At 63.7% G+C, this 25837-nt stretch carries 25 protein-coding genes; 6 read left to right on the top strand and 19 right to left on the bottom strand.

The genetic code is table 11. The features are described 5' to 3' along the window. Positions 1–205: 205 nt before the first annotated feature. Complete coding sequence (locus H6X51_RS15580) at positions 206–1480, top strand: mechanosensitive ion channel family protein (protein WP_185268392.1); 1275 nt, start codon at positions 206–208, stop codon at positions 1478–1480. Between the two features lie 117 nt (positions 1481–1597). On the opposite strand, the gene H6X51_RS15575 is transcribed toward H6X51_RS15580, so the two are convergent. Beyond that, the gene (locus H6X51_RS15575; RefSeq protein ID WP_185268391.1) at positions 1598–1801 is read right to left on the bottom strand and encodes a hypothetical protein; all 204 of its coding nucleotides are present in this window, start codon (positions 1799–1801) and stop codon (positions 1598–1600) included. On the opposite strand from H6X51_RS15575, the gene leuA reads away from it, so the two are divergent. Further along, complete coding sequence (leuA, locus tag H6X51_RS15570) at positions 1800–3470, top strand: 2-isopropylmalate synthase (protein WP_185268390.1); 1671 nt, start codon at positions 1800–1802, stop codon at positions 3468–3470. The two genes, H6X51_RS15575 and leuA, sit on opposite strands and share 2 nt — an antisense overlap. A gap of 207 nt (positions 3471–3677) precedes the next feature. Here leuA and H6X51_RS15565 read toward each other — a convergent pair whose 3' ends face one another. Next, on the bottom strand, positions 3678–4340 hold the full coding sequence (locus H6X51_RS15565) for a cytochrome c oxidase assembly protein (protein WP_185268389.1): 663 nt from the start codon (positions 4338–4340) through the stop codon (positions 3678–3680). After that, positions 4337–5002, bottom strand: coding sequence for an SCO family protein (locus H6X51_RS15560; RefSeq protein WP_185268388.1), 666 nt, complete (start codon positions 5000–5002; stop codon positions 4337–4339). The genes H6X51_RS15565 and H6X51_RS15560 overlap by 4 nt, the downstream gene beginning before the upstream one ends. A 117-nt stretch (positions 5003–5119) precedes the next feature. On the opposite strand from H6X51_RS15560, the gene H6X51_RS15555 reads away from it, so the two are divergent. Together H6X51_RS15555 and H6X51_RS15550 are read left to right on the top strand one after the other, a co-directional pair. Then, positions 5120–5560, top strand: a complete 441-nt coding sequence (locus tag H6X51_RS15555; protein ID WP_185268387.1) for a YtoQ family protein — start codon at positions 5120–5122, stop codon at positions 5558–5560. Positions 5561–5568: 8 nt separating this feature from the next. After that, a complete protein-coding gene (locus tag H6X51_RS15550; RefSeq protein ID WP_185268386.1) occupies positions 5569–6096 on the top strand; it encodes a PadR family transcriptional regulator in 528 nt (175 codons plus the stop codon). Positions 6097–6130: 34 nt separating this feature from the next. Here H6X51_RS15550 and H6X51_RS15545 read toward each other — a convergent pair whose 3' ends face one another. From H6X51_RS15545 to H6X51_RS15535, 3 genes are all read right to left on the bottom strand, one after another. Beyond that, complete coding sequence (locus H6X51_RS15545) at positions 6131–7093, bottom strand: NAD(P)H-dependent flavin oxidoreductase (RefSeq protein ID WP_185268385.1); 963 nt, start codon at positions 7091–7093, stop codon at positions 6131–6133. Between the two features lie 36 nt (positions 7094–7129). Next, positions 7130–7573, bottom strand: a complete 444-nt coding sequence (locus H6X51_RS15540; protein WP_185268384.1) for a nuclear transport factor 2 family protein — start codon at positions 7571–7573, stop codon at positions 7130–7132. 297 nt (positions 7574–7870) lie between these two features. Continuing rightward, the gene (locus H6X51_RS15535; protein WP_185268383.1) at positions 7871–10600 is read right to left on the bottom strand and encodes a cation-transporting P-type ATPase; all 2730 of its coding nucleotides are present in this window, start codon (positions 10598–10600) and stop codon (positions 7871–7873) included. A 237-nt stretch (positions 10601–10837) separates the two neighbouring features. On the opposite strand from H6X51_RS15535, the gene H6X51_RS15530 reads away from it, so the two are divergent. Further along, positions 10838–11221, top strand: coding sequence for a hypothetical protein (locus H6X51_RS15530; protein ID WP_221627380.1), 384 nt, complete (start codon positions 10838–10840; stop codon positions 11219–11221). Positions 11222–11652: 431 nt separating this feature from the next. Here the strand turns inward: H6X51_RS15530 and der are convergent, their stop codons facing one another. The 12 genes from der to trmJ all read right to left on the bottom strand — a co-directional run bounded on the left by der (position 11653) and on the right by trmJ (position 23707). Then, positions 11653–13098 carry a ribosome biogenesis GTPase Der gene (gene der, locus H6X51_RS15525; RefSeq protein WP_185268381.1) on the bottom strand — a complete coding sequence of 482 codons (1446 nt, stop codon included), beginning with the start codon at positions 13096–13098 and terminating at the stop codon, positions 11653–11655. A 93-nt stretch (positions 13099–13191) separates the two neighbouring features. Beyond that, on the bottom strand, positions 13192–14328 hold the full coding sequence (bamB, locus tag H6X51_RS15520) for an outer membrane protein assembly factor BamB (protein ID WP_185268380.1): 1137 nt from the start codon (positions 14326–14328) through the stop codon (positions 13192–13194). Between the two features lie 5 nt (positions 14329–14333). Next, on the bottom strand, positions 14334–14978 hold the full coding sequence (locus H6X51_RS15515) for a YfgM family protein (RefSeq protein ID WP_185268379.1): 645 nt from the start codon (positions 14976–14978) through the stop codon (positions 14334–14336). A gap of 37 nt (positions 14979–15015) precedes the next feature. Next, the gene (gene hisS, locus H6X51_RS15510) at positions 15016–16293 is read right to left on the bottom strand and encodes a histidine--tRNA ligase (RefSeq protein WP_268898614.1); all 1278 of its coding nucleotides are present in this window, start codon (positions 16291–16293) and stop codon (positions 15016–15018) included. A gap of 25 nt (positions 16294–16318) precedes the next feature. Further along, the gene (gene ispG / locus H6X51_RS15505) at positions 16319–17431 is read right to left on the bottom strand and encodes a flavodoxin-dependent (E)-4-hydroxy-3-methylbut-2-enyl-diphosphate synthase (RefSeq protein ID WP_185268378.1); all 1113 of its coding nucleotides are present in this window, start codon (positions 17429–17431) and stop codon (positions 16319–16321) included. An 11-nt stretch (positions 17432–17442) separates the two neighbouring features. After that, positions 17443–18429, bottom strand: a complete 987-nt coding sequence (locus tag H6X51_RS15500; RefSeq protein ID WP_185268377.1) for a RodZ domain-containing protein — start codon at positions 18427–18429, stop codon at positions 17443–17445. Beyond that, positions 18429–19187: a type IV pilus biogenesis/stability protein PilW gene (gene pilW, locus H6X51_RS15495; RefSeq protein WP_185268376.1), complete on the bottom strand. Its 759-nt coding sequence runs from the start codon at positions 19185–19187 to the stop codon at positions 18429–18431. Before pilW ends, H6X51_RS15500 begins: the two co-directional genes overlap by 1 nt. 23 nt (positions 19188–19210) lie before the next feature. Next, entirely contained in the window at positions 19211–20359 is a 1149-nt protein-coding gene (gene rlmN, locus H6X51_RS15490; RefSeq protein ID WP_185268375.1) for a 23S rRNA (adenine(2503)-C(2))-methyltransferase RlmN, read from the bottom strand. Between the two features lie 34 nt (positions 20360–20393). After that, on the bottom strand, positions 20394–20825 hold the full coding sequence (ndk, locus tag H6X51_RS15485; RefSeq protein WP_185268374.1) for a nucleoside-diphosphate kinase: 432 nt from the start codon (positions 20823–20825) through the stop codon (positions 20394–20396). Positions 20826–20945: 120 nt separating this feature from the next. After that, on the bottom strand, positions 20946–22100 hold the full coding sequence (locus H6X51_RS15480; protein ID WP_185268373.1) for an IscS subfamily cysteine desulfurase: 1155 nt from the start codon (positions 22098–22100) through the stop codon (positions 20946–20948). A 9-nt stretch (positions 22101–22109) separates the two neighbouring features. Then, a complete protein-coding gene (cysE, locus tag H6X51_RS15475; protein WP_185268372.1) occupies positions 22110–22925 on the bottom strand; it encodes a serine O-acetyltransferase in 816 nt (271 codons plus the stop codon). Positions 22926–22927: 2 nt separating this feature from the next. After that, positions 22928–23707, bottom strand: a complete 780-nt coding sequence (trmJ, locus tag H6X51_RS15470; protein WP_185268371.1) for a tRNA (cytosine(32)/uridine(32)-2'-O)-methyltransferase TrmJ — start codon at positions 23705–23707, stop codon at positions 22928–22930. 160 nt (positions 23708–23867) lie between these two features. On the opposite strand from trmJ, the gene suhB reads away from it, so the two are divergent. Beyond that, complete coding sequence (gene suhB / locus H6X51_RS15465; protein ID WP_185268370.1) at positions 23868–24683, top strand: type III secretion system regulator SuhB; 816 nt, start codon at positions 23868–23870, stop codon at positions 24681–24683. A 235-nt stretch (positions 24684–24918) separates the two neighbouring features. Here the strand turns inward: suhB and secF are convergent, their stop codons facing one another. Beyond that, positions 24919–25830 carry a protein translocase subunit SecF gene (secF, locus tag H6X51_RS15460; RefSeq protein WP_185268369.1) on the bottom strand — a complete coding sequence of 304 codons (912 nt, stop codon included), beginning with the start codon at positions 25828–25830 and terminating at the stop codon, positions 24919–24921. Between the last annotated feature and the right edge of the window lie 7 nt (positions 25831–25837).

Here is a 25837-nt window from a genome sequence, read left to right as displayed (position 1 = left end):
ATACGACAGACAGCCTGCTCTTGTCAGTGAATGTTGAAAGCCTTGCAATGAGGGAGGAGACCATATACGACAACCCGAGAGCCCGTACCCCCCTGGGGGGGGGGGGGGGCATGCCGTCGTGGATTACGGGTTTGTCGTCAGTCTTTGCTAGGATGGGTCCGCGCTTCGCCTGGGGCGCGTCCATTCATCAACCCAATGGAACGTTATGGAATCGCAATACAACGACGTCATCAACTGGCTGGAACATTATCCCCAGCTGTATACGCTCATCGCTCTCACCGCCCTGATCCTCGGCGCCTGGATCGCCAACTGGATCGTCAAGCGCATTCTGATCCGCGGGCTCATGCATCTGCTGCGCGCCACGCCGATAGGCCAGGATAACGCGCTGCATGACTCCAAGGTGGTGTCGCGGCTGGCCAACATTGTCCCGGCATTGATCCTGTCCATAGGTATCGGCGTGGTGCCGGGGCTGCCCGAGACACTGGTCACCATAGTGCGCAATGTCTGCGGGGCCTTCATCATCCTTACAGTGGCACTGGCCATCACCCATACCCTGACGCTGATCAACACCCTGTACGAGCGCCGGCCCAAGGCACGCCTGAAGCCGATCAAGGGCTATATCCAGGTGGTCAACATCGTCATCTACTCGATCGCCGCGATCCTGATCATCGCCACCCTGATCGACCGTTCGCCGCTGATCCTGCTGTCCGGCCTGGGTGCCATGGCCGCGGTACTCATGTTGATCTTCCAGGACACGCTGTTGTCGCTGGTGGCCAGCATCCAGATCAATTCCAACGATATCGTCCGCGTCGGCGACTGGATCGAGATGCCGGCGCTGAGCGCCGATGGCGACGTGATCGATATCGCCCTGCATACCGTCAAGGTGCAGAACTGGGACAAGACCATCACCACCATTCCCACCAAGCGCCTGATCAGCGACCCGTTCAAGAACTGGCGCGGCATGCAGGAGTCGGGCGGCCGGCGCATCAAGCGCAGCCTCATGCTCGACCAGCAGAGTGTGCATTTCCTGGACCAGGACGAGTGTCATCACCTGCAGCGCTTCCGCCTGCTGGATGACTACCTGAAGGAAAAACAGGTCGATATCGATGACTGGAACCGCAAGCTCGAGGAGGCCGGCAAGGAGCCGGTCAATACCCGGCGCATCACCAACCTGGGCACCTTCCGCGCCTATGTGGAGCGCTACCTGCGCAGCCATCCGGGCATTCACCAGGAAATGACCCTGATGGTGCGCCAGCTTGCCCCAACCCCGGAAGGCCTGCCACTGGAGCTGTACTGCTTCACCAACACCGTGGCCTGGGTCGGTTACGAGGGTATCCAGGGCGATATCTTCGACCACCTGCTGTCGATCCTGCCGGAGTTCGGGCTGCGGGTATATCAGCAGCCCAGTGGCCAGGACATGCGCGAGTTCGGTAGCGCCAGCCAGCCACAGCAACAGGCCGGCGTGAGTTCGCTGGGTTGAACCACCTGCGGCGCACCCTGACAAGTGCGCCGCTTTCTGCCGCGGGATCGGCAAAAAAGCCCCATCAGCGCAACGAAAACCCGCAGGACACCCACAAAGCGATGCAATATTGCTTTTTTACAAGACTTGTTGCCATAAAACCCGCACAGTCGTAAAGTTTTCAGCATGAAAACGCCACATACCCTCATCACCCTTCGGCAGCATGCCTGCCTCTGCCTGGTCAGCCGGCGACTGCGTCACTGACGCTCCTTCCTTCGTCTGCCCGATTTTTCCGGCCCCGGTGGCCCCTTGAATACAGATACAGAACAGGATTTTCGCCATGAGCATGCTCCGTGACCCGTCCAGCAAGTACCGTCCATTCACTCCCATTGCCCTGCCCGACCGCACCTGGCCGGACAAGATCATCGACCGGGCGCCGATCTGGCTGTCCACCGACCTGCGCGATGGCAACCAGTCGCTGATCGAGCCGATGGATGCCGACAAGAAGATGCGTTTCTTCAAGTGCCTGGTGGCCGTGGGCATGAAGGAAATCGAAGTGGGCTTTCCATCCGCCTCGCAGACCGATTTCGACTTCGTGCGCGAGTTGATCGAGGGTGATCATATTCCCGATGACGTGACCATTCAGGTGCTGACCCAGGCGCGTGACGATCTGATCGAGCGCACCTTCGAATCGCTCAAGGGCGCCAAGCAGGCCATAGTGCACTACTACAATGCCTGCGCACCGGCCTTCCGCCGTATTGTCTTCAATCAGGACAAGGCCGGGGTCAAGGCCATCGCCGTGGCCGCCGGCAAGACCATCAAGCGCCTGGCCGAGGCCACGCCGGAAACCCGCTGGGGCTTCGAGTATTCACCCGAGGTGTTCAGCTCGACCGAAACCGATTTTGCCGTCGAAGTGTGCAACGCGGTGATCGGCGTGTTCGAGCCGACCCCGCAGAACAAGCTGATCCTCAACCTGCCGGCGACCATCGAGTGCGGCACGCCGAACAACTATGCCGACCAGATCGAGTGGTTCGGCCGGCATATCGACCGCCGCGACAGCGTGCTGATCAGCGTGCACACGCACAATGACCGTGGCACCGGCGTAGCCGCCTCGGAGCTGGCGGTGATGGCCGGTGCCGACCGCGTCGAGGGCTGCCTGTTCGGCAATGGCGAGCGCACCGGCAACGTCTGCCTGGTCACTCTGGCGCTGAACCTGTACACCCAGGGCGTCGACCCGCAACTGGACTTCTCCGATATCGACGCCGTGCGCAAGGTGGTCGAGGACTGCAACGAGTTGCCGGTGCACCCGCGCCATCCCTATGCCGGCGACCTGGTGCATACCGCCTTCTCCGGCTCGCACCAGGATGCGATCCGCAAGGGCTTCGCCCAGCAGGACCCGAACGGTGTCTGGGAAGTGCCCTATCTGCCGATCGACCCGGCGGATATCGGTCGCAGCTACGAGGCGGTGATTCGGGTCAACAGCCAGTCCGGCAAGGGCGGTATCACCTTCCTGCTGGAGCAGGAATACGGTATCAGCATGCCACGACGCCTGCAGATCGAGTTCAGCCAGGTGGTGCAGGGCGAGACCGACCGCCTGGGCCTGGAGATGACCGCGCAGCAAATCCATGAACTGCTTGATCGCGAGTACCTGCAGGCCACCAGCCCCTATGCGCTGATTCGCCATCGTCTGCAGGAGGAGAACGGCACCAGTGCGGTGGATGTGGAGGTGCTCAGCGCCGGCAATACCCTGCACTGGCGCGGCATTGGCAAGGGTCCGCTGGAGGCGCTAGTCGCCGGTCTGCCGGTGGGCGTGGAGATCATGGATTACCATGAGCACGCCATCGGCTCGGGCAGCAACGCCAAGGCTGCAGCCTATATCGAAATCCGCCTGGAAAATGGTCGCCCGCTGCACGGCATCGGTATCGACGAGAACCTGACCACCGCCAGCTTCCGCGCCCTGTTCAGCGCGCTGAACCGGGCCAAGCGCCAGGCCGAGGCACAGGCGGCCTGATCCGCCCCATGACATCGTCATCCTCGGCGCACGACTGCATGGATGCAGGAGGTAGGGCGACGCAGGATGCCGAGGCCGAGGCCGAGGCCGAGGCCGAGGATCCAGGGTGCCGGCTGAGCCGGAGTAGCCGGTGGATCCTTCGCCTTCGCGAAGGATGACGAGGTGGGAAAAACGCTTAACCAAGTGCCGTTCGGACCTGCTCCCATTTCATCGCCAGTCGCGCTGCTCCCCCGACACCTCCTCCGCATCAGCTCCCCACAACAGGCGACACCCCAGCACTACCCCACCCAGCATATAGCCAAGCCCGCCCCAGGCAGCCATGAGCACCCCGCCGAAGCGTTGATCTTCCAGTTGCTCGAAACCGAACGCGCCCAGGCACAGGTCCGCCGGATAGATGAGCCTGGGGGTCATGGTCAGCAGCACACCGAGCATGGTCATATGCATGGAAGTCAGGGCAAACCCGAGTATGGCGGTAGCCATGGCGTCTCTGCGCAGGGTGGCGAAACCCAGCAGCCAGATAGCCAGCCCCACTGTCAGAAAGCTGAACTGCTGCACGACGAACACCGCCACATGCCGGGCTGCCGCCTCGTGCAAAGCCGGCGCGTGCCAGCCCCAGACCACCACCATCTCCATGGCGAAGACCACCACCATCCAGGTTCTCAGGCCGCTGACCCGGTCCAGGCACACACCCAAGCGCACCAGGCCGATGGCCAGCAGGGGCGCCGCCAGCACCATCACCCCCAGGTGCAGCAGCATGTGCGCCGAGAACGCGGTCCTGCTCATTGCCGGCAGCGGTCCCAGCCACAGCCCCGCCAGGATCACGAACCCCAGGGTGAGCGGCCAGGCGCGCCGGTCCAGACTGATGCTCATTGCTCGGTACTGCGCATGCTGTCGGCCTCCGCACCCCTGTCCCGGCCCAGTACCCGGACGATCCCGGCCAGCATGTCATCGGCGGTTGCCTGCTGGGAGAAACGCTCAAGCAACTGCCCATCAGGGCCCAGCAGCAAGGCTGTGGAACTGTGGTCCAGCAGGTAGCTGTCGTTGCTCGGTACTTTTCGAAAGTATATGCCGTAGGCATCGGCAACGCCCTGAATCTGCCCGATAGTGCCGGTCAGCCCGACAATGCGCTCGTCGAAGAAGCTGACATAGGCCGCCAGTTGCTCCGGCGTATCGCGTTCCGGGTCCAGGGTGATGAACAGCGGCTGCAATAGCGCGGCATCGTCGCCAAGGCGTTTGAGTACCCCGGCCATGCTGCTCAGTGTCGTCGGGCATATATCCGGGCAATGGGTAAAGCCGAAGAACACCAGCAACCAGCGCCCCTGATAGCTATTCCGCGTGACCTGCTGGCCGTCATGCTGCTGCAACCCGTACAGCGTCGCCAGCGCCCCGCTGTCGACCGGCCCGGCCACCGGCACGCGGGCGGGCCACAGCAGGTAGGCTACCGGCAGCGCGGCGAGCAGCAGCACCAGTCCGAGCCCGACAGCGAGCAACCTGGCACGCAGCGTTATGTGGTCCTGCGGATTGCGCTTCATATCAGTTATGGAGAGAGCGGGCGCTGACAAGGTTCCCCGGATCGCTTGCCCCATCGATGATTTTGTCTTTGCCGCCGACTTTGGTAAGGTCGGGCGGTTCACACAATGGGAGGCAACATGTATTTCACAGTCTATCTGTCCGGCGAGATTCACACCGACTGGCGTGAGGAGATCAAGCGCGGCGCAGAAGCCCGTGGCCTGAACATCGAGTTCACCTCGGCGGTAACTGACCATGACGCCAGCGATGCCGCCGGCGACCACCTGGGCACCGAGGACCAGGCGTTCTGGCGCGACCACAAGTCGGCCAAGGTCAACGCCATCCGCACCAAGACCCTGATCGAGCAGAGCGACCTGGTGGTGGTCCGTTTCGGCGACAAGTACAAGCAGTGGAATGCCGCCTTCGATGCGGGCTACTGCGCCGCCCTGGGCAAGCCCTACGTCACCCTGCATGCCGAGGACATCATCCATCCGCTCAAGGAAGTGGATGCCGCCGCCATGGCCTGGGCCACGACCACCGAGCAGGTGGTGGAGATCCTGTCCTACGTATTGCGCGACTGAGCGCCTGCATGTCGATCCAACACGCGCTGCTGACCTCGCTGCTGGAGAAGCCCTCCTCCGGCTACGAACTGGCCAACCGCTTCGACCATTCCATGGGCTACTTCTGGCAGGCCAGCCATCAGCAGATCTATCGCGAGCTGGGGCGCATGGCCGATGCTGGCTGGGTACTGGTAAAGGATGATCCGAGCGGCGCCAGCCGGCGCAAGAAGACCTACCACGTCCTGGAAGCCGGCCGCCGGGAGCTGGCCCGCTGGGTGGCGGAACCAGGCAGCCCCGGTAGCGGCGACCAGGCACTGCTGATCAAGTTGCGCGCCGAGGCGGTGATAGGCCCGCTGGGCGCGGGGCGGGAACTGCAGCGCCTGGTTGGAGAGCACCAGGCCCGGCTGCAGGTCTATCGCGACATCGAACAGCGCGACTTCTCCACCGCCAATCCGAGCCATGCGCAGCAGCTGCAACATGCCGTGCTGCGCATGGGCATCATGGCCGAGGAGAACTGGTTGAAATGGGCCGAGCAGACCCGGCCATTGGTGGAATGAAACGCAACTGCTGTCGAGTCAGCCGATAGCCTGCCTACAACACCAGCCGCTCCCTGGCCGCCTGGTATTCGCGTTGCAAGCGTTCGATCAACTGCGCCGCAGGTACCACCTGCTTCACCGCGCCAACCCCCTGCCCCGCGCCCCAGATATCCCGCCAGGCCTTGGCCTTGCTGCTGCCGCCGGAACCGAAGTTCATCTTCGACGGGTCGGATTCGGGCAGCGCTTCCGGGTCCAGGCCACTGTTGATGATGCTCTGCTTCAGATAGTTGCCGTGTACGCCGGTGAACAGGTTGGAGTACACGATATCCGACGCCGCGCTGCCGACGATCATGTCCTTGTAGCCCTGGTCGGCGTTGGCCTCCTCGGTGGCGATAAAGGCCGATCCGATATAGGCCAGGTCCGCCCCGGCCGCCTGCGCCGCGAGAATGGCGTTGCCGTTGGAGATGGCCCCCGACAGCAGCAGCGGCCCATCGAACCATTCGCGGATCTCGTGGATCAGGGCAAACGGCGACAGCGTACCGGCATGCCCACCGGCACCAGCGGCTACCGCGATCAGCCCGTCGGCCCCTTTCTCGATGGCCTTTTTCGCGTAGAAATTATTGATCACGTCATGCAGCACTATGCCGCCATAGGAGTGTATCGCCTGGTTCACATCCTCACGGGCGCCCAGCGACGTGATGACGATCGGCACCTTGTATTTGACGCACAGCGCCAGGTCCTGCTCCAGACGGTCGTTGGACTTGTGCACTATCTGGTTGACCGCGAAAGGCGCCGACGGCCGCTCCGGGTTCTGCGCATCGTATTCGGCCAGTTCGCTGGTGATACGCTGCAACCACTGTTCGAACACCTCCACCGGGCGGGCGTTCAGCGACGGAAAGGAGCCCACCACACCGGCCTTGCACTGGGCGATGACCAGGTCAGGGTTGGAGATGATGAACAGTGGCGAGCCAACCACCGGAATGGAGAGGCGGCCCTTGAGGATATCGGGTAGAGACATGATCACTCCGCAACAGAAATAAGAAATAAATACCGATCAGGCGTCGGCGCCATCACCGCGCAGCACCGCCGCATGTGGCGCCATGCGCTTGGCCATCTCCGCGCCCAGTGCCTGCAGGCCACTGAGCGGACGCACCATGACCTCGAACTCGAGAATCCTGCCCTGCTCATCGAAGCGCAGCATGTCGATGCCCTTGAGCTGCTTGCCATTGACCTCGGCGCTGAACTCCAGCACCACACTGTTGCCATCCTCGCTGACGAAGCTGCGGTGATAGGTGAAGTTCTCGAACACTTGGTTGACGTTCTTCAGCACCAGCTTGATCGCCGCCCGCCCCGGATAGGGGCTGTGCGCCACCGGGGAACGGAACACGATATCATCTGCCAGCAAGGGGTCCAGTTCCTCCATGGCATTGCGTTCGAGGATATAGTGCCAGCTGGCGAGGGTTTGCTGTGCTGCAGGGGATAATTGTTTTGTCTGCATGATGGTTCCTTGATGGGCAAGACGAACGGCCGGCTTCCGATCAGCGCGACAGGAGTCGTGGCGCCAATATGAAACCCGTTGCATAAATTAACAACCCCGTGACATTCATGCAACCAGTTGCATATACTCCACGGTATTCCCGGATTCACCCTGTAGGAGCGCCGCCTCGGCGCGAAACGCACTACCAGCCGGCACCAACCACCTTGCCTGCCAGGTGTATTTGGCAAGCCCCTATCGTCGCGGGGCGCGACTCCCACAACCTGAACTCCCCCCAGAATACACCGCTCCCCCCAACACTCAGTCCTTCGCCGACTCGGGCGCAAAGCGCGTATTGCGGATCAGCCGCTTTTCCAGTTCGGCGCCGACGAACACCAGCAGTCCCGCACCGATCACTTTCAGCCACTGCTCCGGCGTCAGCCCCACCGAGCCGAAGATGCTCTGCATCAGCGGCAGATAGGTGTACAGCAGTTGCAGCGGAATGCACACGGCAATGGCCAGCAATACGTAGCGGTTGCCCAGCAGCCCCTCGCGGTTGAGTACCGGAGCCAGGATATGGCGGCTGTTGATCAGATAGAACATTTCCGCTGCCACCACGGCATTGACCGCCATGGTGCGGGCGCTTTCCAGACTCGCGCCCTGGTCAAGCTCCCAGAGGAACAGCCCCAGCGCGCCGGTCATCATCAGCACCGAGACCAGGCAGACTCGCCAGACGAAGAAGCCGGACAGCAGCGCCTCGCCCGGTGGTCGCGGGCGGCGGTCCATGATGCCGCGCTCGGCCGGCTCGAAGGCCAGCGCCAGGCCCAGTGCACCGGCGGTGACCATGTTGATCCACAATACCTGGGCCGGCGTCAGCGGCAGGGTCAGGCCGAACAGGATCGCCGCCAGCACCACCAGGGACTCGCCACCATTGGTCGGCAACATGAACAGGATGAACTTCTTCAGGTTGTCGTAGACCGCCCGGCCTTCGCGCACGGCACGGGCGATGGTGGCGAAGTTGTCGTCGGCCAGCACCATGTCCGAGGCTTCCTTGGCCACCTCGGTGCCCTTCAGGCCCATGGCCACACCCACATCCGCCCGTTTCAGCGCTGGCGCGTCGTTCACCCCGTCACCGGTCATCGCCACTACTTCACCATCATCCTGCAGCGCCTGCACCAGGCGCAGCTTCTGCTCGGGGCTGGCGCGGGCGAAGATATCCACTTCCATCACCACCCGGCGCAGGGCCGCGTCATCCATCAGCGCCAGCTCGGCGCCGGTGACCGCCGGCTTGCCCACACCGATATCCAGCTGTGCGCCGATGGCCCTGGCCGTCTCGGCATGATCACCGGTGATCATCTTCACCCGGATGCCGGCCCGATGGCACTCGGCAACCGCCTGGATCGCCTCCTCCCGTGGCGGATCGATGATGCCGACCAGCGCCAGCATGCTGTAACCGCCTTCCACATCGGCAAAATCCAGGCGCTCACCGCCCGGCCCCTGGCGCTTGCAGGCAAAGGCCAGCAGACGCAAGCCGCGGGCAGCGATATCCGTGGCCATGCGCCGCCAGTAGTCGGCATCCAGCGGCTGATCGCCATCGGGCCCGAGCTGATGCGAGCACATTTCCATGATCCGCTCCGGCGCACCCTTGACGAAGGTCCACGGCTGCCCCTCGGTATCATGGTGCAGGGTTGCCATGAAGCGATGCTCCGACTCGAACGGGATCGAATCCAGGCGCGGCCAGGCCGTGGCGGTCTCGTCCTGGGCCAGGCCGAGCTTGCCGCCGAGCGCCAGCAGCGCACCTTCGGTGGGGTCACCCTCGATATGCCAGTGACCGTCGGTCTGACGCAACCGACCATCATTGCACAGCACGCCGGCCCGCACCGCCAGGCTCAGCGCGGTATAGTGCGCCGGATCGACCACCTGCCCGGCAATACTGCAATTGCCGACCGGGGCGTAACCGACACCGTCCACATCGAATACCGCGTCGGCGCAGACCACGCGCTGCACCGTCATCTCGTTACGGGTCAGGGTGCCGGTCTTGTCGGAGCAGATCACGGTGACCGAACCCAGGGTCTCGACCGCCGGCAGGCGGCGGATGATCGCATTGCGCCGAGCCATGCGCTGCACACCCAGGGCCAGGGTCACGGTCATGATCGCCGGCAAGCCCTCGGGAATCGCCGAAGCCGCCAGCGCCACCACCATCATGAACATGTCCGACGGCGGATGGCCACGCAGCAGGGTACCGATGACGAAGGTGACGGCGCAGAAAGCCAGGATCACCAATGCCAGTATCCGCCCGAAACGGTCGATCTGGCGCAGCAGCGGCGTGGACAGGTTGCGGATGCTGGCCAGCATGCGGTTGATCCGGCCCAGCTCGGTGGCGCCGGCAGTAGCCACCACGACTCCCCGGGCCTGGCCATAGACCACCAGGGTGCCGGAATAGGCCATGCCGTAGCGATCGCCCAGGGGCGCGTCGTCGGCAACAGCGCCGGTGCCTTTTTCCACCGCCAGGGACTCACCGGTCAGCGCCGCTTCCTCCACCTTGAGGTCCTTGACCTCGACCAGTCGCAGGTCAGCCGGAACACGGTCGCCTGAGGCCAGCAGCACCACATCACCCGGCACCAGGTCGGCAGCATCGATCTCTCGACGGGAGCCATCGCGCAGCACCGTGGCATGGGTGGACAACAGGGTGCGAATGGAGTCGAGGGCGGCCTCGGCCTTGCCCTCCTGAATGAAACCGATGATGGCATTGATCACCACCGCCCCGAGCAAAACCCCGGTATCGACCCAATGGCCGAGCAGCGCGGTGATCAGCGCGGCACCCAGCATCACGTACAGCAGGATGTTGTGAAATTGCAGCATGAAGCGCAGCAGGGGACCACGGCGCTTGGGTGGCGCCAGGCGATTGGGACCGTGTTCGGCCAGCCGCCGCGCGGCTTCCACGTCCGGCAGTCCGCTGGGGCCGGTATCCAGTCGCTGCTCGACCGCCTCCCGCTCCAGGGTATGCCAGGCTGTTGTCGACAGGGTGCGATCCGGTGCTTGGTCAGTCATGCAATCAGGCCTTCGCTGGCTGGAAAGATGTACTGCAAGACCTGCCCGCAGAGACAGGCCTCGGCAAAGACTACAAGTCGCCCGAGCTGACTGTCCACCGGGATGGCCAGGAAAAGCCCGTCAGCTTGATACAGATCATTACCAGCCCGAGGCCCGGGTTCGCGAGTCCTGTCGTTAGGCTTGCCCTGGCACGCTGACTATACTCAGTTCCTTCACCACCCTCATGAGGCCAACCCCATGCACCTTTCCATGTCACGTTGCGTCCTGCTTGCGGCAAGCCTGCTGCTGTCGTTTGGCAGCGTCGCCGACAGCGAACCGGCGCCGGCCCGGCAGATGCTTGCCCAACTGCTGGAGACGGTGGCCAACCAGGACTACCAGCAATTCATGCAACTGGGCACCAGCGAATTCCAGGCCGGCATCAGCCAGGACCAGTTCGGTCAGGTCGCGCAGATAGTGGGCGCACGCATCGAACAGGGTTACCAGGCCCAGTACCTGACCTCGCTGCAGCAACAGGGGTATCGGGTGGACCTGTGGAAGATCAGCTTCGCCGATGGCGGGGATGACAGCCTGGCGCGGGTGGTGCTTGAAGGTGAGCGGGCGGCGGGGTTTCTGTTGCAGTGAGAGTACGGATTGTCGCTGATGCAAGATCGCAGGCGTAGCGCAGGGGCGCTACACCCCGAACCCCCGACGCCGCACCTCTATACCCTCGCACCGCACTGCAACGGGTTGGCGAGCACCTGCTCGCCGACGGGTATCAGCCGCTGCAAGGCTGCAGGCGTAGCGCAGGGGAGCTACACCCCGAACCCTGAACGCCGCACCTCTATACCCTCGCACCGCACTGCAACGGGTTGGCGAGCGCCTGCTCGCCGACGGGCATCAGCCGCTGCAAGGCTGCAGGCGTAGCGCAGGGGAGCTACACCCCGAACCCTGAACGCCGCACCTCTATACCCTCGCACCGCACTGCAACGGGTTGGCGAGCGCCTGCTCGCCGACGGGCATCAGCCGCTGCAAGGCTGCAGGCGTAGCGCCGGGGCGCTACACCCCGAGGGGGATCAGCTCTTGTCCTTGCGCTTCTTTTCCGCCTTCTTGTGGTGGCTCATCAGGCGACGCTTCTTGTTCACCTGGCGCTCCGACAGCTTGTTCTTCTTGTCCGCATAGGGGTTGTCGCTGCCCTTGTATTCGATGCGGATAGGCGTGCCCGACAGTTTCAGCACCTTGCGGAAGATGTTCTCCAGGTAGCGCGTATAGGAGCGCGGTACCGCGTCCACCTGGTTGCCGTGGATGACGATGATCGGTGGGTTGGAGCCGCCCAGGTGGGCGTAGCGCAGTTTGATCCGACGACCATTGACCAGCGGTGGCTGGTGTTCGGCCACCGCCGCTTCAAGGATCTCAGTCATGCGCTTGGTCGGGATCTTGGTCATGGCGCTTTCATAGGCCTGATCCACCGACTTGTAGAGCAGACCGACACCACTGCCATGCAACGCCGAGATGAAGTGCTGGTCAGCGAACTGGGTGAAGATCAGCCGGCGCTCCAACTCCTTCTTCACGTATTCCTTCTCGCCCGGCTCCATACCATCCCACTTGTTGATGGCCACCACCAGCGCGCGACCGGCATCCAGCACGAAGCCCAGCAGGTGCAGGTCCTGTTCGACGATGCCTTCGCGGGCATCGACCACGAAGATCACCACGTTGGCATCCTGGATCGCCTGCAGGGTCTTGATCACCGAGAACTTCTCGATCGCCTCGAACACCTTGCCGCGACGCCGTACACCGGCGGTGTCGATCAGGGTGTAAGGCTTGTCATGGCGCTCGTAGGGAATGTAGATGCTGTCGCGGGTGGTGCCGGCCTGGTCGAACACCACCACCCGATCTTCGCCGAGCATGCGGTTGACCAGCGTCGATTTGCCGACGTTGGGCCGGCCGATGACGGCGATCTTGGTGCCAATCGGGGTGACCGGCAGGCGTTCGACCGGGTTGCCCTCTTCATCCAGCTCCGGCTCGGCCTGGATGTCACCCTCGACCAGTACCGCTTCGAGCATGGGATTGATGTTGCGCCCATGGGCAGCGGCGATACCGATCGGCGCACCCAGGCCCAGCGCAGCGAACTCGCCGATGATCGAGTCCGGGTCGGCGCCATCTATCTTGTTGGCGATCAGGAAGGTGTGCTTGTCACGCTTTCGCAGATGCTCGGCAATCATCTCGTCGCCGGCGGTACGGCCCGCCCGCGCGTCCACCAGGAACAGCACCGCGTCGGCTTCCTCGATGGCCTGCAGCGACTGCCCGGCCATGATGGTGTCGATACCGTGCTCATCCCCGGTCAGGCCGCCGGTGTCGACGACGATATAGGGCCTGCCCTGCCAGACCGCTTCGCCGTACTGGCGGTCGCGGGTCAACCCGGCCACGTCGGCGACTATGGCGTCACGACTTTTGGTCAGACGGTTGAACAGCGTGGATTTACCGACATTCGGTCGGCCCACCAGGGCGATAACAGGAACCATGCTTACTCCGCGCACCTTGTGGTGCCAAACAAAAACAAAAAGGCCGCTGCGCCTTCAGCGGGCAGCGGCCGGAAAGTATAACCTGTTTCGGCTTCAGCGCAGCTGGTAGGCTGCCAGATCGCCGCTGTTGCCATACACATACAGCACGCCGCCCTGTACGATCGGCGCTACCCGGACACCCTTGCGGTCGACGCGAACGCGACCGACCAGGCGACCATCGGTCTGTGCCAGCAGGTGCAGATAGCCTTCGAAGTCAGCCACTGCCACATAGCTGCTGAACGCCACCGGTCCGGTGAGCTGACGGCGCAGCAGGCTGTCGTTGGTCCACAGCGGGGTGGCGCGGTTCTGGTCGTAGGCCTCGACGCTGCCGTCGGCCTTGCTCAGGTAGACGCTGCCGAAACCCGCGCCGGGGCCGGCGTGACTGGAGGTCGGACGCTGCCAGCGGATGTTGCCGGATTCGGCGTCGATGGCCACCAGGTTACCCTGGTAGGTGGCGGCATACAGGGTCTGGTCATCGAGCAGCAGACGGCCGTCGATGTCGACCATGCGCTCCAGCTCCGAGCGGCCCTGGGGCTGGGCGATACGCTGCTCCCACAGCGGAATGCCGTTCTCGGCATCCAGCGCCACCACCCGGCCACTGGCCAGGCCGGCATAGACCCGGTGCAGGGACACCACCGGGGTGCTGTGACCGCGCACGGTCAGTACTGGCAGGCTGGACTCGTAGATCCAGCGCTGCTCGCCGGTGCCGATATCCAGGGCCACCAGCTTGTCGTCCTGGCTCTGTACCACCACGATGTCGCCATTGGTCTGCGGCGGCGCCAGCACTTCGCTGGATACCTGCGCGCGCCACAGCTCGCTGCCATCGTTTTCATCGAGGGTGATTACGCGGCCATCCAGGGTACCGAGCATCACCCGGCCACCGCCCACGCCCACGGCACCGGACAGCGGCTCCTTGAGCTTGACCTGCCAGTTGGTCTTGCCCGTGTCGCGGTCCATCGCCACCACCCGCCCCTTGGCGTCGGCGGCATACAACGTCAGGCCATCGAGCGCTGGCTGCAGGTTGTTGAACAGCTCGCCCTGGCCCACGCCGACACTGCGTTTCCAGTTACGCTCGAGCTGCACTTCGGCAGTGAATTTTTCCAGTTCCGCCGGCGGCAATTCCTTCTTCGAGGAGCTGCCACAACCGGCCAGCAACAGGGCGGCGAGCCCGGCAGCCAGAGTTCGGGTCATCAACTTCAAGAGGCTTCCTCCGCCAGGTCATCCAGTTTCAACTGCAGTTGCGGACGCGCACGTTGATCGGTGGTGGCATCCAGTGCGGCCTGATAGGCCTGGCGGGCATCGGCCAGGCGGCCGAGACTCAGCAGCAGGTCGCCGCGTACTTCCTCGCGACCGGCCAGCAACTCGCCGGTCACCGGTGCGGACAGCAGTTCCAGTCCTTCCTCGGCACGTTCCAGCTGGGCCAGTACACGGGCCAGGCGCTGCCGGGCAACTTCCTGCAGGGCCGCATCCTTGCCCTCCTTGGCGACATCCCGCAGCAGCGTTTCGGCGGCGGCGAAATCACCCGCCTCCACCGCCAGCCGCGCCTGCATCAGCGCGGCGAAACGGGCATAGCGGGTGCCGGGATAGTCACTGCGCAGTTGCTCGGCCAGCTCGGCGCCACGGGTACGACTGGCTTCGCTGTCATCCTGCAACACGCTTTCGAGCATGCTCTGGTACACGGCGGAGGCGTTGGCGGCCTTGGTTTCCTGGTAATTGTTCCAGCCATTCCAGCCAAATACGCCGGCCAGTGCCAATACCACACCGGTCAGCACGGGCACACCGTGGCGCTGCCAGACTTCCTTGATGCGTTCTACCTGTTCTTCTTCCGTCTGGTAACTCACCCTGCTCTCCTTTACCGCGTCAGTTTGGTTCGTATTCTTACAGCAGGCTGCGCAGCTGCTGCGGCACGGCGTCCCATGCCAGGTTCAGTTGCTCGCCATCGCCACGCAGGGGCTTGAGCCCCACCTGTCCGGCGGCGGCTTCCTCTTCACCGAGGATCAGCGCATAGAGCGCCCCGGACTTGTCAGCCTTCTTGAACTGACTCTTGAAACTGCCACCGCCACAATGCACTACCAGGCGTATGCCGGGCAAGGCGTCGCGCAGCTGTTCGGCCAGGCGAATCGCCGCCTGCTGGGTGCCATCGCCAAGCGTGACCAGATAGACATCGACTTGCCGGGACAGTTCGGCCGGCACCTTGTCGAGGGTCTCGATCAGCAGCAGCAGGCGCTCCATACCCATGGCGAAGCCCACCGCCGGTGCCGGCTTGCCGCCCAGTTGCTCGACCAGGCCATCATAGCGGCCACCGGCACACACGGTGCCCTGGGCGCCGAGCTTGTCGGTGACCCATTCGAACACCGTCAGGCCGTAGTAGTCCAGCCCACGCACCAGGCGCGGATTGATCACGTAGGGGATGCCGGCGGCATCCAGCAAGGCGCGCAGCCCGTCGAAGTGCGCGCGGGCCTCGTCATTCAAGTAGTCCGCCAGCTTCGGCGCATCGGCCAACAGCGCCTGGGTGTCAGGGTTCTTGCTGTCCAGCACGCGTAGCGGGTTGCTGTCGAGCCGGCGCTGGCTGTCCTCATCCAGCTGTTCGAACCGCGCACGCAGGTAGGTCACCAGGTCCTCGCGGTAGCGGGCACGGTCAGCGCTGGAGCCCAGGCTGTTGAGTTCCAGGGTGACGGCCTGGTCCAGACCCAGCTGCTGCCACAGACGCCAGCTGAGGATGATCAGTTCGGCATCGATATCCGGCCCGGTCAGGTTGAAAGTCTCCACGCCGACCTGGTGGAACTGGCGGTAGCGGCCCTTCTGCGGACGTTCGTGGCGGAACATCGGTCCGGTATACCAGACCTTGTGGCTGACGCCGCCGCCGAGCAGGCCATGCTCGAGCATGGCGCGCACGCAACCGGCGGTGCCTTCCGGGCGCAGGGTCAGGGAGTCGCCGTTACGGTCGGCGAAGGTGTACATTTCCTTCTCGACGATATCGGTGACCTCGCCGATCGAGCGCTTGAACAGCTCGGTGGGCTCGACGATCGGCAGGCGGATCTGCTGGTAACCATAGCCGGCCAGGACCTTGGCCACAGTGCTTTCCAGGTATTGCCACAACGCGCTGTCGGCAGGCAGGATGTCGTTCATGCCGCGCACGGCTTGCAGGTTCTTCAAGTGTCGTTTCCTTTCAATCGGGCACTCAGCCGCGGGCGATGGTGTTGTCGTCCAGGGCCTTTCTGGCGGCGACCTTGTCGCGGATCAGCCGCTCCAGCCGATCCACCAGGTTGTCATTGGTCACTTTCTCGCTCGGCGCGCCATCCACGTAGACCAGGTTGTTGGGCGAGCCGCCGGCCAGGCCGATGTCAGCTTCCTTGGCCTCGCCCGGGCCGTTGACCACGCAGCCGATCACCGCCACGTCCATCGGCACCAGCACGTCGTCCAGGCGCTCCTCCAGCTCGTTCATGGTCTTGACCACATCGAAGTTCTGCCGCGAGCAGCTGGGGCAGGCGATGAAGTTGATGCCACGCGAGCGCAGGCGTAGGGACTTGAGGATATCGAAGCCGACCTTGATCTCCTGCACCGGATCAGCCGCCAGGGAAATGCGGATGGTATCGCCGATGCCTTCGGCCAGCAGCATGCCCAGGCCCACCGAGGACTTGACGGTACCCGAGCGCAGGCCGCCGGCCTCGGTGATCCCCAGGTGCAGCGGCTGCTCGATCTGCTGCGCCAGCAGCCGATAGGCACCGACCGCCATGAACACGTCGGAGGCCTTGACGCTGACCTTGAAGTCCTGGAAGTCCAGGCGGTCGAGATGATCGACATGGCGCAGCGCCGACTCGACCAGCGCCTCGGGGGTCGGCTCGCCGTACTTCTTCTGCAGGTCCTTCTCCAACGAGCCGGCGTTGACGCCGATGCGGATCGGAATGCCATGGTGACGCGCCGCGTCGACCACCGCCTTGACCCGGTCCTCGCGACCGATGTTGCCGGGGTTGATGCGCAGGCAGTCGACGCCCAGCTCGGCCACCCGCAGGGCGATCTTGTAGTCGAAGTGGATATCCGCCACCAGCGGTGTCTTCACCTGCTGGCGAATCTGGCCGAAGGCCTCGGCCGCCTCCATGCTCGGTACCGATACCCGGACGATATCGGCACCCACGGCCTCCAGCTGGCGAATCTGTCCCACCGTTGCGGCAACATCGCAGGTCTCGGTGTTGGTCATGCTCTGCACCGAGATCGGCGCATCACCACCGACCAGTACCGAGCCGACCCGTATCTGGCGGGACTTTCTTCGTTTGACAGGAGATTCCTGATGCATTGGCTTACCTCTTACTGGCCGACACGCAGCCGCGCCACGCCGGACTGGCTGTTGGCGTTGAGCTGCACTGGCTGGCCGTTGAACTCGATTGTCGATACCGCACTGGCCGCGCCGATCACCAGATCCAGCGGGCCCTGCTGGCTGATGTTCAGGGTCTGGCCCTGCTGCATCTGCGCGCTGTGCAATACCCGCCCGCCGGGCATACTGACCTGCACCCAGCAATTGCCGGAGAAGGTCATCACCAGGCCGCTCTGCGTATTCACTGCGGCGGTCTCTGCCGGCGCTGTTGTTTCAGGCGCAGCGGCCTGCGGCGCCGGCGCTGGCGCCGGGGTATCGGTGGCCGTCGCCGGAGTGTTGTTGAGGTCCGTCTGCGCGCTGCCGCCTTCGGCAACGCTGTCCTGCTCCTCGTCGGACGCCGGCTGCTCTGGCTGCTCTGGCTGCGCCGGGTCCGCCGGCAGCGGTGCCAGCGGCTCGACGGCCGAGGGATTGGCAAAACTTTCCGGCAGGGCCATGGAATCGATCTGCACATCATCGATCAACGCCCGGACGCCAGCGTCCTCGGGCTGGCTCGCACCGTCTCGGCTCACGCTCCACCACCACAGACCCAGCGACAGCATCACCGCAACCACCAGCAGGGTGGTCAGCGCCATGACCAGGCGCGCGCCGCGCCGCGGGGGCACCACTACCTTGTCGATGCTGCTGACCCGCTGCTCGCGGGTATCGGCACCCACGTAGCGATCGTAATGCTTGACCAGGGTGTTGGGGTCCAGCTTGAGCAGCCGTGCATAGGCACGCACATAGCCGCGGGCGAAGGTGTCACCCGGCAAACGGTCGAAACGCCCTTCCTCCAGATAACCCAGCGTGGTTTTCGACAGGTGCAGGTGGGTGGCTACCTCCTCGGCGCTGAAACCCACCCGCAGCCGTTCACTGCGCAGCAGTTCGCCCGGATTGATTGGGCCGGTCTCGGTGCCGGCCCCCGCTCCCAGTTCTTCCACCATCAGGACGACTCCGACTCAAGCAGGGCCCGGGCTTCCGGCGTGGCCGGATACAGTCGGCGCAGTTGCAAGGCATAGCTGGCCGCCCGGTTGTGATCATTGAAGCGCCGCGCCAGCTGTACGCCCAGCCACAGGCTGGAAGCGCTCTGCGGGGCCATCTGGGTGAAGCCCAGGTAATAGTTCCAGGCCGGCACGAAGTTCTGTGCTTCGAATTCCATCTGCGCCAGCTCCAGCAGTGCCAGCGGCTGGCGACTGTTCAGCCGCAGCGCACGCTCGAAGCTGGCCCTGGCCTCGTCAGTATTGCCGAGGCTGCGATAGGCCAGCCCCAGGTTCTCGAACACCCGCGAGCGCTCGGCATAGAGCGTGTCTTCCGAGGCTTTGCGGAAATACTCCAGCGCTTCGCCATGGCGCTGCTGCTCCATCAGGAAGGCACCGTAATTGTTCAGGATGCGCGCATTGTTGGGCGCGCTGGCCAGGGCCGCACGGAAGTGCTTTTCCGCCGACTTGTTCTCGCCCTCCTGCTGGAACACCAGGGCCAGGGCAACATGCGCCGACTCCGAGCGCGAGTCGATCTTCAGCGCTTCACTCAGTGGCGCCTTGGCCCTTTCGGTCTCGCCCTTCTGCAGGTAGCCCAGGCCAAGCTGGATGTAGGCATCCCGCGCCTCGTCCGGGTTGGTCTTGCGTCGGGGCTGGTCGCTGGTGGTCACACAGCCACCCAGCAGCACAGCCAGCAATCCGATCACGACAATGTGCTTGCTCATCACCCTCGTTCCTCGATTGGATGTTATCGGCGATTTGTCGGTACGGTCACGCCGGCCTGCTCATCGGCAAGCTGGCGTACCGCGATATAGCGTTCACTGCGCCGGGTCCTGTCCATGACCTGGCCGACCAGTTGTCCGCATGCTGCATCGATATCCTCTCCCCGGGTGGTGCGCACGGTGACGTTGTAGCCGGCGTTGTGCAACAGGTCCTGGAAACGGCGGATGGCATTGTTGCTCGGCCGCTCGTAACCAGAATACGGGAAGGGGTTGAAGGGAATCAGGTTGATCTTGCACGGCGTCTCGCGCAGCAGCTCGATCATCTGCCGGGCGTGTTCCGGCTGGTCGTTGACGTCCTTGAGCAGGGTGTACTCGATGGTCAGGAAGCGCTTCTCGCCCAGCCCGGCAATGTAGGCGTTGCAGGCCGGCAGCAATACCGACAACGGATACTTCTTGTTCAGCGGCACCAACTGGTTGCGCAGTTCGTCGTTCGGCGCGTGCAGCGACAGCGCCAGGGCCACGTCGGTCACCTGCCCCAGCTTCTCGATCATCGGCACCACGCCGGAGGTGGACAGTGTCACCTTGCGCTTGGAAATACCGTAACCGAGGTCGTCCATCATCAGGGTCATGGCGTCGACCACATTGTCGAAGTTGAGCAACGGCTCGCCCATGCCCATCATCACCACGTTGGTGATGGCTCGGTCGACCTTGGCCGGCACCGTGCCGAAGGACTTGTTGGCAATCCATACCTGGCCGATGATCTCGGCGGCGGTCAGGTCGCTGTTGAAGCCCTGCTTACCGGTGGAGCAGAAGCTGCAGTCCAGCGCGCAGCCGGCCTGCGAGGACACGCACAGCGTGCCGCGGCCATTCTGCGGGATATACACGGTCTCGACGCAACTACCGGACGCCACGCGCACCACCCACTTGCGCGTGCCATCCTTGGAAATATCTTCGCTGACCACTTCCGGGCCGCGAATCTCGGCGCAGGCCTTGAGCTTGTCGCGCAGGGCCTTGCCGACATTGGTCATGTCATCGAAATTGTCGACACCAAAGTGATGGATCCACTTCATGACCTGCCCGGCACGAAAGCGCTTTTCCCCGAGCTCCTCGAAGAAGGCCTCCAGCTTGGCCTGGGTCAGGCCCAGCAGGTTGATCTTGCCGGTCGTGTCAGTCATGGCGATACATCACTCGTTGGTGTCTGCGGCTGGCTCAGCGGGTACGCTGGCACAGCTCGGTTTCGGCGAAGAAGTAGCCGATTTCACGGGCAGCGGAGGTCGCGGAGTCGGAGCCGTGTACGGCGTTGGCGTCGATCGACTCGGCGAAATCGGCACGGATGGTGCCGGCAGCGGCTTCCTTCGGGTTGGTGGCGCCCATCAGGTCACGGTTCTTCAGTACCGCGCCTTCGCCTTCCAGCACCTGTACCACGACCGGGCCGGAGGTCATGAAGCTGACCAGGTCCTTGAAGAAGGGGCGTTCCTTGTGCTCGGCGTAGAAGCCTTCGGCGTCAGCCTGGGACAGTTGCACCATCTTGGCCGCAACGATGCTCAGACCGGCCTGCTCGAAGCGGCTCAGGATCTGGCCGATCACGTTCTTGGCGACGGCATCGGGCTTGATGATGGACAGGGTGCGTTCTACGGCCATGAAACTCTCCAGAAGGTAAAAAAGGTGGATTTGGGATAACAGGAATTGTTAACCCGCAGATTATACGCAGGTTGACCGCAAATGCGTAACAGCCCCCGACAATCGAGTTGAAACGCCGTATTACCCGGTCTGGCGGAGCCTTGTCACCGCCTTGCACAGGATCTCGGCAGCCTGCTGCACGTCCTGCTCGGTGGTGTAGCGACCCAGCGACAGACGGATGGAACTGTGCGCCAGACCGTCCGGCAGGCCAATGGCGCGCAGCACGTAGGACGGCTCGACCGAGGCCGAGGTGCAGGCCGAGCCGGTGGACAACGCCAGGTCGCGCAGGGCCAGCAGCAACAGCTCGCCATCCACCCCGCTGAACGCCAGGTTCAGGTTGTGCGGCACGCGGTGCTCGGCCGAGCCATTGAGCGATACCCCATCCAGTCCGGCCAGGCCTTCCAGCAGCTGCGCATGCAGTGCGGCAATGCGCCGGGTCTCGCTCACCATCTGCGCCCCCGCCATGGCAAAGGCCTCACCCATGCCGACCAGCTGGTGCGGCGCCAGGGTGCCCGAACGCATGCCACGCTCATGGCCACCACCGTGGATCAACGCCTCAATGCGCACATCCGGCGAACGCCGTACGTAGAGCGCGCCGACACCTTTGGGGCCGTAGCTCTTGTGCGCACTGAAGGACATCAGATCGACCGGCAACTGCTTGAGGTCGATCGGCAACTTGCCGGTGGACTGGGCGGCATCGACATGGAACAGGATGCCCCGCTCGCGCACCATCGCGCCCAGGGCAGCAATGTCGTTGATCACCCCTATCTCGTTATTGACCTGCATCAGCGACACCAGGATGGTGTCCTCGCGCAGCGCCGCGCTAACCTGCTCGGGCGTGATCAGGCCATCGGCACCGGGCTTGAGGTAGGTGACCTCGAAGCCTTCGCGCTCCAGCTGGCGACAGCTGTCGATCACTGCCTTGTGCTCGATCTGCGAGGTGACGATATGCCGGCCGCGTTCGGCGAAGGCATGCGCGGCGCCCTTGATCGCCAGGTTGTCGGATTCGGTAGCCCCGGAGGTCCAGATGATCTCCCGCGGGTCAGCACCGACCAGATCGGCCACCTGCCGCCGTGCCAGCTCCACCGCCTCCTCGGCCTGCCAGCCATACAGATGCGAGCGCGACGCGGGATTGGCGAAGGTGCCGTCCATGGTCAGGCAGGCACACATCTTCTGCGCCACCCGCGGATCGACCGGAGTGGTGGCAGCGTAATCGAGATAGATCGGTAACTTCATGGTAAAACCTCAGCGCGACTTGGAGGCATCAGCATCCTGCGCGGACGGTTCGATGTCCGCGTCTTCCATGAGCGCTTCAAAATCCTCGGTATCCAGTTTCGGCAGATCACGGGCGCAGTAGTCGCTGCCCAGCTCGTTCAGTGCCTTGCACATGCCCTCGATACGGCCATCGACGGCATGCATGTGATCCAGCATGAGCCCAATGGCCTTGGCCACCGGGTCCGGCATGTCGCGGGTCTCGCCGTAGGCATCGAAACCGATCTTCTCGGCCATGGCCTGGCGCTTGACCTGCTGCTCATCATCCCGAGTCTCCTCCTTGATGATGATGCGGCCGGGAATGCCCACCGCCGTGGCACCGGCCGGCACCGCCTTGGTGACCACCGCGTTGGAACCGATCTTGGCGCCCTTGCCGACGGTGAAGGGGCCGAGCACCTTGGCCCCGGCCCCGACCACCACGCCGTCTTCCAGGGTCGGATGGCGCTTGCCTTTGTTCCAGCTGGTGCCGCCCAGGGTCACGCCCTGGTACAGGGTCACGTCATCACCGATCTCGGCGGTCTCACCGATCACCACGCCCATGCCATGATCGATGAAGAAGCGCCGGCCGAGCCTGGCGCCGGGATGGATCTCGATACCGGTCAACCAGCGCGCCAGGTTCGACACCATGCGCGCCAGCAGCCGCGCATCGCGACGCCAGAACCAGTGGGCCAGGCGATGCAGCCAGATGGCATGCAGGCCGGGATAGCAGAGCAGCACTTCGAGCCGGGTACGCGCAGCGGGGTCACGGTGAAATACGCTGGCGATATCTTCCTTCATGCTGTCGAACATACTCAATGTCTCCGCGCACCGGACGCCTGTACGCCGATGGCTTTCTGGGTTTCGGTCAGGATGCCGCGCAGGATGTTCATCTCCACCACATTCGGCTGGCTGCGCCCATACAGGCGACGCAGGCGGGACATCAGCTTCCTCGGATGCTGGGGGTCGAGGAAGCCGATTTCAACCAGCACCTGCTGCAGATGCTGGTAGAACAACTCCATCTGCTCGGCCGTGGCCGGTACTTCATTGTCCGGCGCCGTGGTTTCGATCTTCTGCATCTTGGTCGGCTGGCCCTGGCGCTGCAGGCTCTGCATACGCAGTTCGTAGGCCAGCACCTGGACTGCGGTCGCCAGGTTCAGCGAGCTGAACTCCGGGTTCGACGGGATGTGCACATGGAAGCGGCAACGCTGCAGCTCGTCACTGGTCAGGCCGGAATCCTCGCGACCGAAGACCAGCGCCACCGGGCCGCTGGCCGGCCCTTCGAGCTGGTCGAGCACCTTGTCGGCCGCTTCCCGCGGATCGACCACCGGCCAGGGAATGCGCCGGTCACGGGCACTGGTGCCGAGCACCAGCACGCAATCGGCCAGTGCTTCCTCCAAGGTGGCGACCACCCGCGCATTGCTCAGCAGGTCATCCGCCCCGGAGGCACGCGATACCGCTTCAGGGTCCGGGAAACGCTCGGGATCGACCAGCACCAGTTGACTCAGGCCCATGTTTTTCATGGCCCGCGCTGCGCCACCAATATTGCCGGGATGGCTGGTGTTCACCAGGACCACACGTACTTTATCGAACACGGACACTCCAGAGTTGCAGCGATGCGGAAAAGGAAAGACCCGCATCTTACTAAAATTCGGCTGTCGCTGCCTACGATGGCGGCATGATCGTTTGTGCAAGTCGCCCGACAACTCTGCTATAATGTCCGGCTTTTCCGTACCCCTATCAGAGATACCCCGTATGCAGCCCATGTTGAATATCGCCCTGCGCGCTGCGCGCAGCGCCGGAGAATTGATCTACCGCTCCATGGAAAGGCTGGATGTCCTGACCGTCAACGAGAAGGAAGCGAACGACTACGTCAGCGAGGTCGACCGGGCTGCGGAACAGGCAATCATCCAGCAACTGCGCCGGACCTATCCGGACCACGGCATTCACGCCGAGGAATCGGGTTTCCAACCCGGGCATGGCGAAGGCGCCGATATCGTCTGGATCATCGACCCGCTGGACGGCACCACCAACTTCCTGCGTGGCGTACCGCATTTCGCCGTGAGCATCGCCTGCCGCATCAAGGGCCGTATCGAACATGCCGTGGTACTGGACCCGGTGCGCCAGGAAGAATTCACCGCCAGCCGTGGCCGCGGCGCCGCACTGAATGGCAAGCGCCTGCGCGTCAGCCCACGCAAGAGCCTGGAAGGCGCCCTGCTCGGTACCGGCTTTCCGTTCAAGGAAGACCAGATCGAGTCGCTGGACAACTACCTGGGCATGTTCCGCAGCCTGGTCGGCCAGACCGCCGGCATTCGCCGCTGCGGCGCCGCCAGCCTGGACCTGGCCTACGTGGCCGCCGGTCGCTATGACGCCTTCTGGGAATTCGGCCTGGCCGAGTGGGACATGGCCGCAGGCAGCTTGCTGATCCAGGAAGCCGGCGGCCTGCTGAGCGACTTCACCGGTGGCCACCAGTTCCTGGAAAAGGGTCATGTCGTAGCCGGCAACCCCAAGTGCTTCAAGGCCGTGCTGACTGCCATCCAGCCGCACCTGACACCGGCGATGAAGCGCTGATCGACCGACCCTGAAGCGCCTCCACACCCCAGGGCGCGGCATCTGCGCCGGGATGGTCTTTGCCGGGGTTGTCGAGCCCCCGCTCGACGACAACCTCCCTGCCCGCCGAGACTCGGCGTAGCGCAGGGGCGCTACACCCCCAGCCCCCATCGCAACCCACTTGCCGCCACGGACGGCAGGCCACAAAAAACCCGGCGCCTCGCGGCAGCCGGGTTTTTCATGCACGCCCCTGAACTCAGGGCCGGTCGTCCACCTCTTCCAACTGCTTGGGAATCAGATCCTCACGGGTCAGCTTGAGGTTGATCAGCAGGCCGTTGGCCACGTAGATCGACGAGTAGGTACCTATCACCACGCCAATGATCAGGGTGATGGCAAAGCCCTGCAGTGACTCACCACCGACCATCAGCAACGACATCAGCACCAGAATGGTCGAGACCGAGGTAGCCAGGGTACGCGCCAGGGTCTGGGTGGTGGATACGTTGATCACATGGGTCAGGTCTGAGGTGCGCATCAGCCGCAGGTTCTCGCGGATCCGGTCGAACACTACGATGGTATCGTTCAGCGAGTAGCCGACCGCCGCCAGCAGCGCCGCCAGCACCGTCAGGTCGAAGGGAACGCCGAAGAAGGACAGCAACCCCAGGGTGAAGATGGCGTCATGCAACAGCGCCACCAGACCGGCCACGGCGAACTTGAGCTGGAAACGCAGCGCGACATAGAGCATGATCCCGGCCAGGGCCAGCAGCATGCCCAAGCCGCCCTGGTCACGCAACTCTTCGCCCACCTGCGGACCGATGAACTCGACACGCTTGATGGTCACGTCCTGCTCGGCATCCTCACGCTGGATCAGTCGGGCGATCTGGTTACCCAGCTCCGGATCCTCGCTGGCCAGGCGAATGATCACATCCGAGGTGGAACCGAAGTTCTGCACAATGGCATCCCCCCAGCCAGCGCCATGCAGCGTCTGGCGGATGGATTCCAGCTCGACCGGCTCACTGTAGTTCAGCTCCACCAGGGCACCGCCGGTGAACTCCAGACCGAAGTTGAGCTGCTTGACCGCCAGGCTGCCAATGGAGAACAGGCTGAACAGGAGTGCAATGGCGTAGAAAGGCTTACGCCAGCGCATGAAGTTGATGGTTTTATTGAGCATCGAATGA

The organism is Halopseudomonas xiamenensis, from assembly GCF_014219065.1.
In the GTDB taxonomy this organism is placed as follows: Bacteria; Pseudomonadota; Gammaproteobacteria; order Pseudomonadales; family Pseudomonadaceae; genus Halopseudomonas; species Halopseudomonas xiamenensis.
This window is presented reverse-complemented; position numbering and strand designations above follow the sequence as displayed.